The following is an 18,434-nucleotide window of genomic DNA, read 5'->3' as shown; positions in this document are numbered from 1 at the left end:
CCTGGATTGACCCGTGCTCGTGCTGCATGCGTTGCAGCGCGCTCGTTGTCGTTTGTCCGGAGGTCTTATGGAGATGTCTTTCTTCTTGCGTGCAAGGCGCAGGATGGCGTGTGGATTCGTGTTTGCCCTGGCCCTCAGTGGTCCTGTGGTGGCAGCACCGCCCGCAATCCCGATCAGCTACACAGAAGCCCTACAACGGGCGCTTGCTAACGCCCCTACCCTGCAGGTGCGCCGATCCCAGATCGATGCCAGTACCGAAGAAGCCGCGCGTGCTGGCGCGCTGCCCGACCCACGTTTGATCGTGGGGCTTGCGAACTGGCCCGTCAGCGGACCCGATGCCTTCAGCCTGCGGGCCGATGAGATGACTACCCAGCAAGTCGGTCTGATGCAGGAGTTTCCTGCGCGTGCGAAACGACGTGCCGAGCAAGCGCTGGCGCAAGCGACGCTGGCGCAAGCGCGCTCACTGTCGATGGCCGAACAGCAGATGGTGGTCCAAGCGACCGCGCAGGCCTGGATCGAGCTGTGGAGTACGCAGCAAGCCGTAGATGCGTTGGAAGGTTTGCGCGAGCCGGCGCGCATCGCCGAGCGTGCGGCGCGTGCTCGCTTGGCAGGCGGCACGGCCGGGGCTAGTGACGTGCTTGCCGCTCAGGCCGCCCTACTGCAGTTGGAAAATCGCCTGGACCAGGTACATGCGGAGCATGCTGCGGCGCAGGCCGGCCTGGTGCGGTGGTTGGGTGTGGCACCAGAGGCGATCTTGGCCAGTGGTACGGCGCCGGATTTTTCGCAGTTGCCATTGGAGCCCGCCCAACTGCTGGCCAAACTGGACCAGCACACGCCACTACTGGGCTGGGAAGCACGCCAGAGCTTAGCCCAGGCCCAGGTGGATGCGGCCGTGGCCGAAACCCGCCCGGATTGGAGTGTGGAACTCACCTACGGACGTCGCGAGCGCGCACCCGACGGCATGGCGCGCAGCAACATGCTCATGGTGGAAGTGGGCGTGGGTCTGCCGCTGTTCCAGAAGAACCGCCAAGCACGAGGCATCGCGGCGCGACGGGCCGAGCTGGAGGCGGTGTCGGCAGAGCGCGATGAGGCCCGGCGCATCCAAGCCGAGTCGGTACACCGCGCGATGGCGCGATGGCGCGGGTTAACCGGCCAGTTGGAGCGTCAGAACACGCAGAGCCTGCCTTTGGCGCGCGATCGTGCACGCACAGCGTTGGCTGCCTACGGCGCCGGTGCCGACCTGCAGCCGTGGCTGGAAGCGCGGCGCGATGAGATCGAACTGCAACTGGAGAACGCCCGCCTGCTGGGCGAACAGGGCCGTGCCTGGGCGGCACTGGCCTATCTGCTGCCCCATGAGGAGAACACGCCATGAGCCCGACCAAAACGCGTCTCACACAACTCGCCGTGGCCCTCGGGTTGCTCGCGCTCGGCTTTGCCGGCGGCTATGCCTGGATGACTCGAACCTCTGATACCACCCCGCCCACCGGCAAGAGCGGCGCAGATCAAGCACGCAAGGTGCTGTACTGGTACGACCCCATGGCGCCGGAGCAGCGATTCGACAAGCCGGGCAAATCTCCGTTCATGGATATGGAGTTGCTGCCCAAATACGCAGATGAGGCCATGGGGGGCGGAACGCAGATCGATCCGCGCCTGCAGCAGAACGTGGGCATACGCACTCAAGAAGTGGCGGTAGAGTCACTAGGAAGTGCCGTACGCGTGCCGGGCACGCTGACGTGGGATCTGACCCAGGAAACCGTGGTCAGTGCGCGCATGGAAGGCTTGATCACCCACGTGCAGGTAAAGGCGCCGTTTACCGAGGTTCGTCGTGGTCAAGCGCTGGCCACGGTGCAGGCCCCGGCATGGAACGCGGCCATCGCCGAAGCACATGCCCTGAGCCAAGCTCAGTCCGCGGGCGCGCGTGAGCTGCAGGGTGCGGCGCAACAACGGTTGCGTTCGTTGGGTGTTCCTTCTGGCGCCTCGGCCAGAAGTGGCGTCGTGCTTGGCGCAGACCACAGTGGTGTCGTGACCGAGATCCTGGCACGCGAGGGACAGACGGTGATGCCCGGTACGCCACTGTTCAAGATCAATGGGCTGGACACGTTGTGGCTGGAGGCCTCGGTACCCCAGGCAGCGCTGGGCACCTTGCGGCCGGGGACCTCAGTGCAGGCCACGGTCAGTGCCTGGCCGGCAGAGCGCTTTGCCGGACAGATCCAGGCGTTGCTTCCCCAGGTCGACATGGCTAGTCGCACGCAGCGGGCGCGAATTGTGCTGCGCAACCCGCAGCGTCGGCTGGTGCCGGGCATGTTCGCCGAGGTTCTGGTGCAGCCCGACGCCGAGCAGGCCCTGCCAGTCGTTCCCACGGAGGCGCTGATCGCCACCGGGCGGGACAGCCGGGTCATCGTGCAGGATCCGGACGGGAGCTTCCGGCCAGTGCGGGTGAGTGTGGGACGTAGCGTGCAAGGGCGCACGCAGATCGTGGCAGGCTTGGCCGGTGGTGAACGCGTGGTCGTCTCGGGTCAGTTCTTGCTCGACTCCGAAGCCAGTCTCTCCGGTGCGTTGGAGCGCCTGGGTGCTGCACAACCGACACGCCCTGCCAGCGCATCAGGTGTGCACGAGCGCCATGACGCCGGGCACGAACCACGCACTGTCGTGCCGTCACCGTCCAGACAGCCGGCGCCTGTCGCGCCAGACACCTCCACCTCTACGCCGCCGCGCTGCCCGGTGCAGTACTGGTATGACCCGATGGTGCCGGAGAAGCATTTCGACAAGCCGGGCAAGTCACCGTTCATGGATATGCAGTTGGTACCCAAGTTCGGCCCCGCCGCAGCCGCTGATTGCCAGGCAAGCGAGGTCATGTCCGAAGCGATGGAGGGCACACCATGATCGCGCGCCTGATCCATGCTTGCATCGCCAATCGCGTGCTGGTGCTGGTTGCCGCCGCGCTGCTGGCGGTGGTCGGTATCTGGTCGGTAAAGAACACGCCGCTGGATGCGCTGCCGGACCTGTCCGATACCCAGGTCATCATCCGCACGCAATGGGCGGGGCAAACCCCGCGCATCATCGAAGACCAGGTCACCTACCCGTTGGCCACCACGATGTTGTCCGTGCCGGGCGTGAAGGCGGTACGCGGCTTCTCCTTCTTCGGTGATTCATTCGTCTACATCCTGTTTGACGATGCCACTGATCTTTACTGGGCGCGCTCTCGAGTGCTCGAGTACTTGAGCCAGGTACGCGATCGACTTCCGCCGAATGTGAATCCGGCGCTGGGTCCTGATGCGACAGGACTGGGCTGGATCTACCAGTACGCCTTGGTGGATCGGACAGGTCAACGTGATGTGGGGCAGCTGCGTGCGTTGCAGGACTGGTTTCTTCGTTATGAGCTAAAAACCGTGCCGGACGTGGCTGAAGTAGCCAGTGTGGGCGGTGCGGTGCGCGCCTGGCAGATCCAGCCCGATCCGCAGGCGTTGGCGGCCCGTGGACTGACGGTGGCCGAGCTCATCGAGGCGGTGGATGCGGCCAACGGCGCTACCGGGGGCTCGGTGATCGAACAAGGCGAAGCCGAACTGATGGTGCGTAGCGAAGGCTACCTGCGCACACAGGAGGCGTTCGAACAGGTGCCGGTAACCGGCAACGACGGCATCCCCGTCTTGCTCGGCGAGGTGGCCACGATCAGTCGGGGGCCGGTCTTCCGTCGTGGTATCGCAGAGTTGGATGGTCAAGGTGAGGTGGCCGGCGGCGTGATCGTCCTGCGCACCGGCAAGGATGCCTTGGGGGCCATCCGGAACGTCAAAGCGCGACTACAGGCGTTGCAATCCAGCTTGCCCGAGGGCGTGGAAGTGGTCCCGGTGTACGACCGCTCCGAGCTGATCCAGGATGCAGTGCGCAACCTCACCCATAAGCTTGGCGAGGAGTTCCTGGTCGTAGCGCTGGTATGCCTGCTGTTCCTGTGGCACCTACGCTCGGCGTTGGTGGCCGTCATCACCCTGCCCTTGGGTATCCTGGCGGCCTTCATCGTGATGCACGCCCAGGGAATCTCCGCCAACTTGCTGTCGTTAGGCGGCATCGCCATCGCCATTGGTGCGATGGTCGATGCAGCGGTGGTGATGATCGAAAATGCACACAAGCACCTGGAGCACTGGCGCGAAGCGCACGGCCGGGAACCCCACGGTGAGGAGCGCTGGCAGTTGATGGCCCGCTCGGCGGCCGAGGTCGGACCGGCCCTGTTCGCCAGCTTGCTGGTCATCACTCTATCCTTCGTGCCGGTTTTTGCCCTGCAGGCGCAGGAAGGGCGATTGTTCTCGCCCCTGGCCTACACCAAGACCTACGCGATGGCCGCCGCAGCAGGGTTGTCGGTGACCTTGATCCCCGTGCTGATGGGCTACCTGATCCGCGGCCGCATCCGCCCGGAACAGCAGAACCCCATCAATCGCATCCTGATCGCCGGCTACCGGCCCATCCTGCTGTGGGTCCTCAAACATCCCGGTGTCACCTTGCTGCTCAGCGGCCTGCTGCTGGTGCTCACCTTGATCCCCTTCAGCCGGCTGGGCAGTGAGTTCATGCCGCCCTTGGAAGAAGGCAGCCTGTTGTACATGCCCACAGCGCTGCCAGGCCTGTCAGCTGACAAGGCGCGCCAGTTGCTTCAGCTCTCAGGACGGATGATCAAAACCGTACCGGAGGTCGAGCACGTGTTCGGCAAGGCGGGCCGTGCCGAAAGTGCGACCGATCCGGCACCTATCGAAATGTTTGAGACCACCGTGACCTTCAAGCCGCGGGATCAATGGCGCCCGGGCATGACCCCTCAGAAGCTACGCCAGGAATTGGATGCCGCGGTCAAGATTCCCGGTCTGACCAATCTATGGGTACCGCCCATTCGCAATCGCATCGATATGTTGGCCACCGGCATCAAAAGCCCGATTGGGATCAAGGTCTCCGGACCGGATGTGGAGCAGATCGAACGCCTGAGCCAGCAGATCGAGCAGGTGGCCAAGACTGTGCCCGGCGTGAGTTCGGCACTGGCCGAACGCGTCACCGGCGGGCGCTATGTCGATGTACAGGTGCGCCCGGAGATCGCTGCACGTTATGGATTCACGCAAGGCCAACTCCAGCAACTGATTGCCACGGTCGTTGGCGGTGATCCAATCGGGGAAACGATCGAGGGGCGCGAGCGCTATCCCATCGTCTTACGCTACCCCCGTGGCCAGCGTGACTCGTTGCAGGCCTTGCAGGATCTGCCGCTGATCGCGCCAGGCGGTGTGCAACTGACCTTGAGCCAGGTGGCGGAGCTGTCGGTCAGCCCAGGCCCGCCGATGCTCAAGAGCGATAACGGCCGGTTGGTGGGCTATATCTACGTGGATGTGGCCGATCGCGACCTGGGATCGGTGGTCCAGGACCTGCAAGCCGCGGTGCAGTCCCAGGTGAGCTTGCCTGCCGGCTATGGGGTGGCCTGGTCAGGGCAGTACGAGTACCTGCAACGGGCATTGGCACGCCTGCAGTGGGTGGTGCCCGCGGCGTTGGCGATCATCTTCCTGGTCATCTGGATGGTGTTCCGCAGGCTCAGCGATGTATCCATCATCCTGCTCAGCTTGCCCTTGGCATTGGTGGGCGGTTTCTGGTTGATCTGGGGGCTGGGCCATGCGATTTCGGTGGCCAGCATGATCGGATTCATCGCCCTGGGCGGCGTTGCCGCTGAGTTCGGCGTCATCATGCTGCTGTACCTGCGCCATGCCTGGGAGCAGCGCTTGGCCAGCGGTGCGCCGGAAGATGTGTCGACTCTGCAAGAAGCTATCTACGAAGGTGCCGTGCAGCGCGTACGCCCCAAGGCGATGACGGTGGCCGTCATCCTGGCCGGCTTGTTTCCGCTGTTCATCGGTGCCGGTGCCGGTTCGGAGGTCATGCAACGTATCGCCGCGCCGATGCTGGGTGGCATGCTCACCGCACCGGTGCTCTCCATGGTGGTGATTCCCGCAGCGTTCTATCTGGTGCGGCGACGTGGACTGCGCGCGGCGCGGGGCGACCAATGAGAGACAGACTGAGCACTTGAGGTGCGTCCCCACAAAAAGACGCCAGTCATGGAAGAAGTCATGACTGGCGTCAAAGGGGAGAGTACCGCCTACGTGCTTACTTATCAGTGCCCGGCGTGCGGGGAAATATCAAAGCTCAGCGACGCCCGATCCGACACAAAATCCAAGCTCTTTTGTGTAGAGGGCACCATGTGATTGGTGTGGATGTACCAGGTCTTGGCGGAGGTCACCTTGAAACTGGCTTGGCCTTGGGCATCGGTACGCAGCAGCGTGGCGCTACCGTGCCCGCCCTTGACCGGTGCGTCAGCGCGATGGCCGACGTACACGCGCAGGTTGGGCACTGGCGTGCCCTGCTGCAGTACCTGGAACGACAGCTGTTCGCCGACCTTCACGCTTCCAGGATTGCGGGCCAGGCGGATCTCCAACGGATAGCCCAGCGAGGCGGCGAAGTCGTCAGTCAGTTTCGTGCCTACTTGTCCAATGGCGCGGGCATGCTTGGTATAGCTGTAGGTGACCCCGTTGGGGAACTTGCTCGCATCATAGGTGGCCAAGGTATCGGGCAAGTCTTCCAACTCCAGGTACTTGCCGAACTCGCTGGCCGTACGGGTGCTGGTGGAAGCCATCGTCGAGACCCCTAGCAGATAGGTGCCCTCGCCCGCCGGATGCACGGTGAGCTGGCTTTGCTTGCCGACCTCTTTCCAACTGGCCAAGTCCGGGGCCGCCTTGGCGCCACCCTGGCTCAGCGAAACGTTCTGTAGACGCGCCCGGGTGACTGCGCCAGCACTTTCATCGAAGGTGCCGTTGTTGACCAGGGCGGTGTTCGCCTCGCCCGCTGCGGTGCCGGGCTTGGAGAAAGCGACAAACAGGTCGTGCGCGCCGGCGCTACCGGCCACCGCGAATAGCAGTAGTGCGGCAGATAGTTGCGTGTTTCTCATGATGTGTAGCTCCTTGGGATCGTGACTTACCAGTGGTAACCAAAGCGGACATTCCAGCGACGACCCAGCAAGTCGTACGTCATGGTGTCGGTGTTGGCGTTGGGGTTGTTCTGCACGAACGGCGCCTTTTTATCGAACACGTTCTCAACGCCGGCCGAGATGTCCCATTTCTTCTTGATGCCGTAGCTCAGTTGCAGGTTGTGGTACACCACGCTGGACACATGCGAGCCGATCGTGCCGGGCACGGCGATGATGTCGTCCGCACTGCCGATGTACTGCGCCGAATAGACGCCAGTCCAACGGTTCTTGCCCATGCGCAGTGAGCCCAAGCCACGCCACTGGGTGTAGCTACCCAAGCCGCTGGTGATCTTGCCGGCGTACTCAATGGTGGTGGCACCGGCGAAGGGAGTGACGTCGTAGCGCTCAAGATACGAGGCATCCAGACTCGCGCTTGCCTGCCAGCCGGCCACATCGAATTGATACAGCACACCGATATCCACGCCTTCGGATTCCTCGCTGGCCGCATTGACCTGCTGGGACGAGAGGTAGTTGACCTCACCGGTGACCGGATCACGAGTGAAGTTGGCCGGTGAGCAGAACGGATGGGCCAAGTTCGGCGTGGTGTAGCACGCACGCAGCTTGACCGAGCCTTCAATGCTACGGATCGCATTCTCGATGCGGATACGGTAGTAATCGGCCGTGAGCGTCAGCCCCGGCGCAAAGCCTGGGGTCCACACAAAGCCTGCCGTGAAGGTCCGCGCATCTTCAGGCTTGAGGTCGGGATTGCCGCCGGTCGTGGTGAGGATGGTGTTGCCCAACTGACGAAAGTTGGTGGGCACCCCGGCGGCCTGGCAGTTGGCCCGAATCACCGAGTCCGCGGGCAAGGTGCTCCAGTTGCTGCACGGATCCAGGGTGGTCAGGCTGCCTTGGCCGATGCCGCCAAACAACTCCGGGATGCTGGGGATACGAAAAGCCGTCGCGTAGTTGAGACGAATCTTCAGCGGTTCGGCCACCTGCCAATCCAGCCCCACCTTGTAGTTGGTGTCGCTGCCGAACAGGTCGTAGTCGGAATAGCGGCCGGCCAGGTTCAGGGTCGCGTAGTCCACCAACGGGACGTCCTGCAGCAGCGGGACGGCAAACTCGACAAAGGCTTCCTTGGCCGAGTACTCACCTTCGATCGGATCCTGACGCACGATGTTGGCGCTGCCGTTGACTACCAGCGGATCTGGGTACAGCCATCCCCGTTCCTTGCGAAACTCAACGCCCGAAGCGAAGGCGACGCTACCGGCGGGCAAATCGAACAGGGCGCCGGAAATGGTGCCGCTAAAGCCCTGCTGGCTGTTGCCACCGGAGCCGCGCTGGGTAAACAGGATGTAATCCAGCACTTCGGGCGTCAGGTTGCCGTAGCCCAAGTAGTTGCCGCACGGAATAGCCGCCCCTGGTGTGTTGCTGCACAGGCTGGTGTTGAGAGTGTTCTCTACCCGATCCAGGTTGGCGATATTGGTCGAGCTGTCCGTAGCAGAGTTGCGGCCCCAGTTCATCGCGACATTCCACGCCCAGTTATCGCCCCACTGCCCCTCCAAACCAAGCACGGTGCGAAACGTATCGACCTCCTGCTCGGTGATGCGCGCCCCGGCTTCTTCCAGACGCCGACGTTCCAGGGTCAGGTTCTGGCCGGTGGGATTGGTGGGATTAGTGGCGGCGATCCGGATGGTGCGATACACCCCCAGGGTATTGGGTGAGGCACGCTGATTGGACTGGCGATTGGTCGCCATCAGTTCCGTGAACAGACGGGTGTTCTCGGTCAGGTCGAACTGACCAAAGCCACTCAAGCCCACTCGCTTGATCGGGCTGACCGCATTGAGCAACAAGTTGTAGTTGTAATTGTGCTTGGCCGGATCATAGAGCTCGTAGGAGCGTGGATCCCCGTTGGGGTCCTGGTTGAAGTTGACCACGCGACCATCGGCCAGCCGGGCTCGCCCACCGATGGTGGACGAGTTGCCCACGCACTGCAGGGTGCCGGCCACCACACCCAACGGACACGGTGCCCGCGAAGCCATGGTGATCGTGCCGCTTTCGGCATAGGTCAGGGCACCCGACATTGAGCTGCGCTCGCCGATGGTACCGAAGGCCAGGTTGAAGGAGCCGATCTCGCCATCGCCCTGGAAAGTCTGACCATAGCGGGTGGATAGCTCCACGCCATCCATTTCCTTGCGCGTGATGATGTTCACCACACCGGCCACGGCATCGGCGCCGTAGATCGCCGATGCGCCGTCCTTCAGGATCTCGATGCGATCAACCAGGGCCAAGGGCACCACGTTCAGATCCACCGAATTGTTGGCGCCGGTACCACCGTTGACCACGCGTCGGCCGTTGAGCAGTACCAAGGTGCGGTTGACGCCCAAGCCACGCAGGTTGATCTGGGTGGTGCCGTTACCGTTACCCGTCCAGAAGTTGTTGGATTGCGAGCCGGCTGCACCGGCCGATGCAGGCAAGCGCTGCAGCAGCGTCTCGACCGAGACGGCACCGGAGCTCTGGATGGTCTCGGCATCAATGACCGTGGTGGGGCCCACTCCAGACATCTGGGCGCGTTTGATGTGACTGCCGGTCACCTGGACCGCATCAAAGGTGGTGGGTGAAGCGGCCGACGGCGTTGAGGCGTCGGCGCCGCCGGAGAGGGAGGCGCTATAGGAGGCATCGGGACCGGCTTGCCCTACACCGGAGGTCGGTGCGTTGCGCGTAGGCGTCGGCGTGTTGGCACCTTCTCGCACGATCGCCAGCGCGCCGCTTTGATCGCGCTTGACCGTCAGTCCGGTTCCGGCGAGCAGGCGGTTCAGCGCTGCATCCTGGGACATGTCCCCACGCGCGCCTGCGGTGCGTCGATCACGAACATCTTCGCTCAAGTAGACCAGACGAACACCCGATTGCCGGGCATAGGCTTCCAGCGCGACTTTCAGATCCCCTTCTGGAATATCAAAACTGCTCGTTTGTGCAGCGGCGGAGGCCGCGATGACCAGACCACACATGACAGCCAACGCTGTCCTCGCCACTTTCGTACGTGCCATGCATTTTCCCCAGGTCGGCGCGAATCGGCCTGATATCTGTGACGAGAGGACGGCACGCTTCCGGTATGAAATATTTCAGATTGATGTCTGCTGGCGTCTCAGTGCGGTTGGGACACGCGAATCTGATCACCCTGCGTCTCCACGCGCAGGTTGAAGCCGGTGGCCAGCAGACGTGCGAAGGCATCCACACCTGTGGCATCGAAACTGCCGCCCACACGCATGTGGGCCGTTTCCGGATCCATCAGTACCAACTGCTTATCGTTGTAGCGATTGAACTGGGCCGCCACATCCGCCAACGTGGTTTGATCGAACTCCAGGGTGCCATGGCGCCAGCTCAAGGACCGGCGCACCTTGTCCTGGGCGTTGACCGCCACCAGCGTGCCCGCCGGCTTGCTATACAGCAGCCCCCCGCCCTGCACGATCACCGGCGGCCGTCCCGGTTTGGCCACCAGCGGCTCAACGCGCACCTTGCCTTCCAGCACGGCCACTTCCAGGCGTTCGCGTTCCTGCCTGACCGAGAACTTTGTTCCCAATACCACGACACGATGCTCGCCGGCGTGGATGACGAACGGGTGCGCGGGATCGGGCTTCACATCAAAAAATGCCTCGCCCTTGTCCAGCCACACGTGGCGCAGCGAGGGGTCCACCTGCGCGCGCAGCTGCGTGTGCGTGTTGAGCTCCAGGCGGGAACCGTCCGACAGGGCGATCACCTCCCGGCCGCCAACCTCGGTGCTGTAGCGCGTGCCAGGGCCCCACCCCATGAGGGTGAACAGCACCGCCAGCATGGCAACACTGGCGGCAATGGCCCAGCGCATCGGCTCTCGCCAACGGTGTATGCGTGGCGGCTGCACGGCGCGTACCGCCGCCAACCGGTCTGCGCGCGTCCACACCGACTTCAAACGAAGCCAGGCCACACGATGGGCGGTGTCCTGTTCCAGCCAGGCTTGCAGCTGCATCTGGTCCTGTGCAGTCCATTGCGGGGACTCGGCACGGTTGATCCATTGCGCCGCGACCTGTTCGATGTCCTTGTGTGGGCTCATGGCTGCGAACGTTCCTTGTTGAAGCGCCGTGACGGACGCTGAATCTTGCCGGTACCGCCGAGCATGAAGTCGGCCAAGGCCCGCATGCCCAACAGGGTCTGACGCTCCACCGTATCTTCGGCGATCCCTAACCGTCCGGCCACTTCGCGCTGGGATAGGCCGTAGATCTTGCGAAGTTCCACGATCTGTCGACATTTGTGGGGCAGTTTCTGCAAGCCTTGCTGCAAGCGGCGCAGTTCATCACGAGCGCCTAAGTGTCGCTCCGGCGTGACCTCATCGCTTTGCATGACCGCCTGCTCCACATCGGCCATCGCTTCAATGGATACGATGCGAGAGCGGCGAATACGATCGATGAGCAGGTTACGTACGGTGGTCATGACAAAGGGCTTGGTCTGCGCGGGCAAGCCCCGTCGCGCGGCTTCATAGATGCGTGCGTAAGCCTCCTGCCTAAGATCAGGAATCTCGCTGTCCTCATGTCCATGCCGGCGCAGGAAGGCATGGATCAAGCCTTCCAGGGGCAGGACATGGGATATGAACCACTCATCCAGCGCCGTGGTCACCGGGGTACTCGCTGATTCATCAGGCAGGCTCAAGCACGTCCAATCACTGGGACGAGTGCATGGGAAAAATCCGGTACGCCTCACCCCGCCGGCACGTTCGGCCGGCGGGACTGCCTCAGATCTTGAAGTCGTCGAAGGCCACCTGGCTGTCGGGTACACCCAGCCGAGTCAGCAGCTCGCGTGTGGCCTTAAGCATGGCTGGCGGTCCGCACAGGTAGAACTCGCAATCGGCCAAAGCCTGATGAGCCTTGAGCAGGCGGTCATGCGCTACCTCATGCACCAGGCCCCGCAATAGCGCATCGTCGTTCTGCGCTTCATCCGACAGCACCAAGTGCCAGCTGAAGTTGTCGTGCTGTTGGGCCAGGCGCTCCATCTCCTCGATGTAGGGCGCTTCCTTGAGACTGCGCGCCCCATACCAGAAGTGGATCCGCTCAACGCCCTGCCCCGCCAACAGCGTCCGAATCATCGCGCGCAGCGGGGCCATGCCAGCGCCGCCGCCGATGAACACTTTCTCCCGTCCGTGAGGCTTGAGCGCAAAGTCGCCGAAGGGGCCGCTGAAGCAGACCCGATCCCCGGGCGAGAGCGTATACAGGTAGGTCGAGCCCCTGCCAGGAGGATGGCGTTTCTTGTCCGATCGTCCAGGACTGAAGCGGGCCAGCAAGGTCAGTCGCCCCTGTGCCTGATCGACAGGCAAAGCAAGCGAATACGCCCGACGGACCGGTTCGCGGTTGACCAACTTCTCGGGCAGGTCCACGCCCGCCCACTCCTGATGGTGGTGCTCGGGCCGCACGAGCTTGTTCACCGGTACCTCGTAGTTGGGCACATGCACCTGCAAATAAGCGCCAGGTTGATATTCCGGACCGGGGGCCTCGTCGGGCTTGAGCACGATCTCGCGCAGGAACGGCGTCACTGCCGTGACCTGCTCCACGGTGGCGCCATACTCGGTCCACAGGCTGGCCCCGCCAGCCACCTCGACATCGGTGTCTTCCGTCACGGCCAGATTGCAGGCCAGGCGATAGCCCATCTTGACCTTGCTGGCGCCCAGGTGGGCGCGATCGGCCGCGGTGGCTTTGGGTGCCGCGCCGCGGAAGCGCACCTCGCACAGGCCACAGCTCTGCCCTCCTCCGCAGTTGGACGGCAGTTGCACGCCTTCGCGCGCCAGCGAGACGTAGACGTTGTCGCCTGCCGACGCCCGGACGGTACGCAGCCGTGTCCCATCCGGACCGAATACCGACAACTCGCGGGCCGGACGCCAGCGGCGCGGCACGAACTCGCTCCAATGGAAGCTGGCAAACAGCAGCCAGATACCGGTCAGGGCCAACCACAGACCGCCGATCGCGGCGGTGACCACCAACGGGTTGTTGAAGTTCTTGCGCCCGGTGTAGTCCATGATGTGCAACATCCAGAACACATCGAACAGGCGCCAGGTCTTGTTGCGGTGGTAAAGCACCTCGCCCGTCTGGGCAGACAGGTACACCGTGGTGTCCTGGCCATCGTCGGTATCCACGCGCCACAGTCGGCCTTCGTGATCGCGTACCTCACCACTCCACTCCAACAGGCGCGGTGCTTTCAACGTGCCAGGGCCGGTATAGGAGGCTTGCGCCAGGCGTGTGGCCCAGGCCGCGTCCAAGGCAATGGGTTGGCCGGACACGGCGTTGGCCAAGGTAATGCCCTGGGCATCGGCCAACTGATAGACCGGGGTATCCAGCAACCAGCCCGAACTGACGCGACTGATCTTCTTGTTTCCACCCAGGAAACTGGCCGGCGAGCGGGCATTGGCAGGCCACTCATGGGCCGCATGCTCGTGAGCCTGGAACTCATGGCCCTGCACCTGGTCATGGTCCAGCCAGCTCATCATCACGCCACTGGCCATCCAAAGCAGCAACTGCAGGCCGATGATCAAGCCGACCCATTTGTGCAGCGTTCTCATCCAGGGCGTCATGCTGCGGCCCTCCTGCGAAAGCTGTAGAACAGCAACCAGGCACCGCTGAGCACGAACACCAAGCCAACCGCCGAGGCCACGCGCAACAAGGTGTTGTTGACGTCCGAACGGGCCTCGTAGTCCATGATGTGGAACATCCACAGGAAATCAAACCAGCGCCACAGGCTGTGCCGCCGCGCCAGTAACTCGCCGCTGTAGGGCGAGAAATACAGGGTAGTTTCACCGGCATCGGCGTAGTGCACCGCCCACATGGGAACCGGGCGGGTGGCCACTTCTTGCGGCGCCTGGGTAACCCACTCGACCCGAGCTACGGGTGCCTGGCCCTGATAGACGTCTTTTGCCAAGGCGATCGCCATCTGCTGATCACCTGGGGAGAGCACCTCCCCCGTCGTAGCGTCCAGCAGGTACACCAGATCGCGGGCGTGAATCTCGTAGACATCCCGCTCAAGCAGTCGCTTGAGCTTGACCTGCGTCATGCCCGGATAGCGCCGCTGCAGTTCCTCACCGGACAAGTGAGTGGGTGCCACCAGCGGCTGCTGATGGGCATGGGCCAAGTGATCGCCATGGATGATGTCCAGGGAGATGACCGTCATGTACACGCCACTGATCATCCACAGCAGCGCTTGCACGCCAATGATCAGGCCAATCCATTTGTGGGCCTTGCGTGCCCAGAAAGCCGATTTCATAGTGATCTCGTTCGACAAGAGGACAACGCCTGCTCCCGTCACCAGGACGGGAGCAGGCCAAGCAGGTCTTACCAGTGGTATCCCACGCGGGCATACCAACGACGACCCAGCAGGTCATACGTCATCGTGTCGGTATTGGCGTCGGTGTAGCTCTGGATAAACGGGGCTTTCTTGTCGTACAGGTTGTCGATGCCGAAGGACACATCGAAGGTCTTGTTCGGTGCGTACTTGAGCTGGACATTGTGGTAGGTCACGCTGGGTGCGTGATCGCCAATGTCGCCGGGGCTGGCATTGATGTCATCGGCCTTGCCGATGTACTGCAAGCTGTAAGAACCGGACCAGGCTTCGCGTTCCATCGTCAGCGAGGTCAAGGCGCGCCAGTGAGTAAAGCTGCCACGGCCACCGGTGATCTTGCCGGCGTACTCGATCACATCCGCGCCCGGGAACGGCCGCACGTCGTACTGGTCCAGATAGGACACATCCACGCTCAAGGTCGAATCGAACCCAGCAACCGCGAACTCGTACAGACCACCCAGGTCGATGCCCCGTACCCGTTCGTTGGCCGCATTGACCGGCTGGGACGACAGGAAGTCCACTTCACCGGTGATCGGATTGCGGGTGAAGTTGTCATTGCCGCAGAACGGATGCGCCAAGCCCGGGGTGTTGTAGCAGATCGACAGCTTGGTTGAGCCATCGATACGCTGGATCGCGTTGTCGATCTTGATGTTGAAGTAGTCCACCGTCAGCGTCAGTCCCGGCAAGAAGCTCGGCGTCCAGACCGCACCCACGGTCAGGGACTTGGCATCTTCCGGCTCCAGGTCAGGATTGCCGCCGGAGGTGGTCAGGATCGTGTTGCCCGGCTGTACGTAACCTGCCGGCACGCCGTACGCCTGACAGTTCTGACGCACTACCGAATCAGCCGGCAAGCTGCTCCAGCCGCTACAGGGATCGGTCGTGGTCAGGTTGCCCTCGGCTACGCCACCAAACAATTCGGGGATGTTGGGGATACGGAAAGCCGTGGCGTAGTTGGCGCGCACCTTCAAGGACGGCACGATCTGCCAATCCAGGCCCACCTTGTAATTCACGTCTTCGCCGAACAGGTCATAGTCGGAATAGCGCACGGCGGCATTGAGCGTCAGGCTCTCGGCGATCACGCTGTCCTGAAGCAGCGGCACGGCAAACTCGGCGAAGGCTTCCTTGGCCGTGTACTCACCGGCGATCGGATCCTGTTGGTTCGTGTTGGCAATGCCCAGTACCGTCAGCGGATCGGGATCGCGCCAACCACGCTCCTTGCGAACCTCGATGCCAGAGGCAAAGCCCACCCAACCGGCCGGCATCTCGAATAGCTGGCCGCTGATGTTGGCGGTGAAGCTCTTCTGGTCGTTGCCGCCGTTGTCGCGCGTCCTGAACAGGATGTAGTTGAGCACCTCGGGGGTCAGGTCGCCGTAGCCGAGATAGTCACCGCAGGGGATCGCCGCGCCGGGCGTGTTGCTGCACAGCGCGGTGTTGAGCGTGTCATCCACCCGGTCCAGGTTCGCCACATTGGTCGAGCCATCCACACCAGTGTTGCGGCCCCAATTCAGCGCGGCCGACCAGTCCCAGTTCATGCCCAACTGGCCTTCAATGCCCGCGACCACGCGGAAGGTATTGGTTTCCTGGAAGAACTCGCGTGGGCCGGCCTCTTCCAGACGGCGGCGCTGCAGCAGCAGGTCTTGGCCGGTCGGGTTGGTCGGGTGGCCGGCCGCAATATTGATCGGTCGATAGACACCCAGGCTGCCGGGCGTGGCCAACTGGTCGGACTGGCGGTTGGTGAACATCAACTCGGTGAACACGCGCGTGGTTTCATTCACAGTGCTGTCGCCGAACAGGCTGAAGCTCAAACGCTTGATCGGATTGACGGCATTGAGATAGGGATTGCCGTTGTAGTTATGCTTGGCCGCCGAATACGGTTCATAGAAGTCCCCGTCACCATTGGGATCCTGGTTGAAGTTCACGCGCGAGCCGTCGGCTAGCAATGCGCGCCCACCGATGGTGGCCGAGCTGCCCACACATTCGAGTTGCCCGTCGACCTCACCCAAGCCGCACGGTGCGCGTGAGGCCATGTTGACCGCGCCGGTCTCCGAGTAGTTGATGCCGGCCATCAACGAACCGCGGTCTGACGTAATACCCCAGGCGAAATCGAACGACTTTTCTTCGCCATCACTTTCGAAGGTCTGTCCGTACCGCACCGCCGCCTCGGCACCGTCGTAGTTCTTCTTGGTGATGATGTTCACCACACCCGCCACGGCATCGGCACCGTAGATGGCTGAGGCACCGTCCTTGAGGACCTCGATCCGCTCGATCAGCGCTACGGGGATGATGTTCAGGTCCACCGAGCTGTTGGCACCGGTGCCGCCATTGACCACACGACGACCATTGAGCAGAACCAGCGTGCGGTTAATGCCCAAGCCGCGCAGATTGACCTGGGTAGTGCCGTAGCCGTTCTCGGCCCAGTAGGCATTGGACTGGCTGCCGGCAAAACCGGCCGAGGCCGGCAGGCGCTGCAGCAGCGTCTCCACTGAAGTGGCGCCGGAGCGCTCGATGGCTTCGGCATCCACGACGCTGACCGGGCCGACGCCGGAAATCTGGAGCCGCTTGATGTGACTGCCGGTGACCTGGACGGTGTCCAGCGTCTTGGCCGACTCGCTCGTGGCGCCCTGTTCAGCCTGCTGAGCCAGAGCCACCGTGGAAAAACCGGCGCACAGAAGGGCACCGACGGATACCGCCAAAGGATTGCGCTTGAAGTACATGGGTTCTCTCTCCCCCGAAGGGCAATGCATGCGTATGACCCTGGTGCCCCAGACGTGGGGGCCTATGCGACATCAGGGCGTGCGTAGACGTCGCCAATCAATGGCGACCAAGCAGCATTAGCCGATGGGAGGTCGGAACAGCCGGGATACCTGTCGTCGCAGCGGCGGCAACTCAGGCGTAGGTAGGTAGGTGCTCGTCAGGGCGTGCTGGGCGGCAAAGATGACCGGCACACGCCCGGCGAAGAAGGTGAGCACACAGCTGCAGTCGCAGGAGGTGGTGCTGCAGTCGCACTGATGATCGTTCTGATCACCCTGCCCGGCTCGCTTGCCACCGGGAAGAATTTTGTTGCAATCGTTACTAATCTTGGCGCGTTCATTGACACGCGCGCCGCCATGCACCGAGTGGGTGCCATTCACCGCACCTGGGGGAGGAATATGCCGCACGGCCATCCGCGTGGTGGCCTGCGCGCTCAGGATCCCATCCGCGCAGAGCACGAGGATCAGGAACATACGCAGTAGCACGCGAAGCGAAGGCATGAGCGTGTGGCGAACCCGCAGGTTGTCTATACCACAGCAATAGCACGAGGAAATTCTTAGTGTCAACTGCTTGTGCAGTACAGCATCGAAAGTGGTTGGACTGGTTGTATAGACATGTAATGCTTGGGCCATGGACGAACCCAAGCCGCACTACCAGAAGCTCAAGCACTTCATCCTGCGTCACATCACCAACGGCGACTGGCCCGCGCGCAGTCGCGTCCCCAGCGAGAACGAACTGACGGCCAAGTTCGGCTTGTCTCGCATGACAGTGAATCGAGCGCTGCGCGAGTTGACCGATGCCGGCGTACTAACCCGGGTGCAAGGTGTCGGCACGTTCGTCGCCGGCCCCAAGGCCGAATCGGCGATGTTCGAGGTGCGCAATATTCGCGACGAGATTCAGTCACGCGGCCAGACACACTCGGTCCAAGTGCTGATCTGCGAGACGGTCGAGGCGCGCTCCAGTGTGACGACCAACTTCGGCCTGACGCCGGGCACGGAGCTGTTCCACAGTCGCCTGCTCCACCACAGCGATGACAAGCCGGTGCAGTTGGAGGATCGCTTTGTGCAACCCAGCGTGGCGCCGGATTACCTGGACATCGATTTCCACACCGAGATTCCGCATCAGTACTTGATGCGCGTTGCGCCGCTGGAGCGCGCCGAACATGTGATTGAAGCCGAGACGGCCAGCAAGCGTCTGGCTGCGCAACTGAAGATCAACGAAGGCGATCCGTTGCTGGTGCTGACCCGACGTACGTGGTCGCGCGGACAGGTGGCCAGCTTTGTGCGGTTGATTCACCCGGCATCTCGTTACCGCTTTGTGGGCACCTTCCAGGTTGGCGCCCCCCTGACCCCTTGAGGAT

12 protein-coding genes are annotated in these 18,434 nt (G+C 62.8%); 4 read left to right on the top strand and 8 right to left on the bottom strand.

Features of this window, described 5'->3' with window-relative positions; all coding sequences use genetic code 11:
* The first annotated feature begins 67 nt into the window (after positions 1-67).
* From ACSQ1W_RS07565 to ACSQ1W_RS07555, 3 genes are read left to right on the top strand one after another with little or no spacing between them, the layout of a single operon-like run.
* On the top strand, positions 68-1,372 hold the full coding sequence (locus tag ACSQ1W_RS07565; RefSeq protein WP_184578737.1) for a TolC family protein: 1,305 nt from the start codon (positions 68-70) through the stop codon (positions 1,370-1,372).
* Positions 1,369-2,883 carry an efflux RND transporter periplasmic adaptor subunit gene (locus ACSQ1W_RS07560; RefSeq protein ID WP_436042617.1) on the top strand — a complete coding sequence of 505 codons (1,515 nt, stop codon included), beginning with the start codon at positions 1,369-1,371 and terminating at the stop codon, positions 2,881-2,883. Before ACSQ1W_RS07565 ends, ACSQ1W_RS07560 begins: the two co-directional genes overlap by 4 nt.
* Positions 2,880-6,020, top strand: a complete 3,141-nt coding sequence (locus tag ACSQ1W_RS07555) for an efflux RND transporter permease subunit (protein ID WP_046932604.1) — start codon at positions 2,880-2,882, stop codon at positions 6,018-6,020. The genes ACSQ1W_RS07560 and ACSQ1W_RS07555 overlap by 4 nt, the downstream gene beginning before the upstream one ends.
* Before the next feature lie 104 nt (positions 6,021-6,124).
* On the opposite strand, the gene ACSQ1W_RS07550 is transcribed toward ACSQ1W_RS07555, so the two are convergent.
* The 8 genes from ACSQ1W_RS07550 to ACSQ1W_RS07515 all read right to left on the bottom strand — a co-directional run bounded on the left by ACSQ1W_RS07550 (position 6,125) and on the right by ACSQ1W_RS07515 (position 17,547).
* Positions 6,125-6,955, bottom strand: coding sequence for a DUF4198 domain-containing protein (locus tag ACSQ1W_RS07550; protein ID WP_046932602.1), 831 nt, complete (start codon positions 6,953-6,955; stop codon positions 6,125-6,127).
* A gap of 26 nt (positions 6,956-6,981) precedes the next feature.
* Positions 6,982-10,020, bottom strand: coding sequence for a TonB-dependent receptor (locus tag ACSQ1W_RS07545; protein WP_436042614.1), 3,039 nt, complete (start codon positions 10,018-10,020; stop codon positions 6,982-6,984).
* A gap of 98 nt (positions 10,021-10,118) precedes the next feature.
* The gene (locus ACSQ1W_RS07540; RefSeq protein ID WP_436042612.1) at positions 10,119-11,060 is read right to left on the bottom strand and encodes a FecR family protein; all 942 of its coding nucleotides are present in this window, start codon (positions 11,058-11,060) and stop codon (positions 10,119-10,121) included.
* Positions 11,057-11,653, bottom strand: coding sequence for an RNA polymerase sigma factor (locus tag ACSQ1W_RS07535; RefSeq protein WP_200909222.1), 597 nt, complete (start codon positions 11,651-11,653; stop codon positions 11,057-11,059). The genes ACSQ1W_RS07540 and ACSQ1W_RS07535 overlap by 4 nt, the downstream gene beginning before the upstream one ends.
* A gap of 82 nt (positions 11,654-11,735) precedes the next feature.
* Positions 11,736-13,550: a PepSY domain-containing protein gene (locus ACSQ1W_RS07530; protein ID WP_436046143.1), complete on the bottom strand. Its 1,815-nt coding sequence runs from the start codon at positions 13,548-13,550 to the stop codon at positions 11,736-11,738.
* Between the two features lie 8 nt (positions 13,551-13,558).
* Entirely contained in the window at positions 13,559-14,266 is a 708-nt protein-coding gene (locus tag ACSQ1W_RS07525) for a PepSY domain-containing protein (protein ID WP_201421093.1), read from the bottom strand.
* 50 nt (positions 14,267-14,316) lie between these two features.
* Complete coding sequence (locus ACSQ1W_RS07520) at positions 14,317-17,037, bottom strand: TonB-dependent receptor (RefSeq protein ID WP_046934786.1); 2,721 nt, start codon at positions 17,035-17,037, stop codon at positions 14,317-14,319.
* A 117-nt stretch (positions 17,038-17,154) separates the two neighbouring features.
* Positions 17,155-17,547: a CopL family metal-binding regulatory protein gene (locus ACSQ1W_RS07515; RefSeq protein ID WP_046934787.1), complete on the bottom strand. Its 393-nt coding sequence runs from the start codon at positions 17,545-17,547 to the stop codon at positions 17,155-17,157.
* Positions 17,548-17,704: 157 nt separating this feature from the next.
* On the opposite strand from ACSQ1W_RS07515, the gene hutC reads away from it, so the two are divergent.
* On the top strand, positions 17,705-18,430 hold the full coding sequence (gene hutC / locus ACSQ1W_RS07510; RefSeq protein WP_046934788.1) for a histidine utilization repressor: 726 nt from the start codon (positions 17,705-17,707) through the stop codon (positions 18,428-18,430).
* Positions 18,431-18,434: the final 4 nt, after the last annotated feature.

The sequence above is a fragment of the Pseudoxanthomonas sp. LjRoot143 genome (genome assembly GCF_964252945.1).
Taxonomy (GTDB): domain Bacteria; phylum Pseudomonadota; class Gammaproteobacteria; order Xanthomonadales; family Xanthomonadaceae; genus Pseudoxanthomonas_A.
This window is presented reverse-complemented; position numbering and strand designations above follow the sequence as displayed.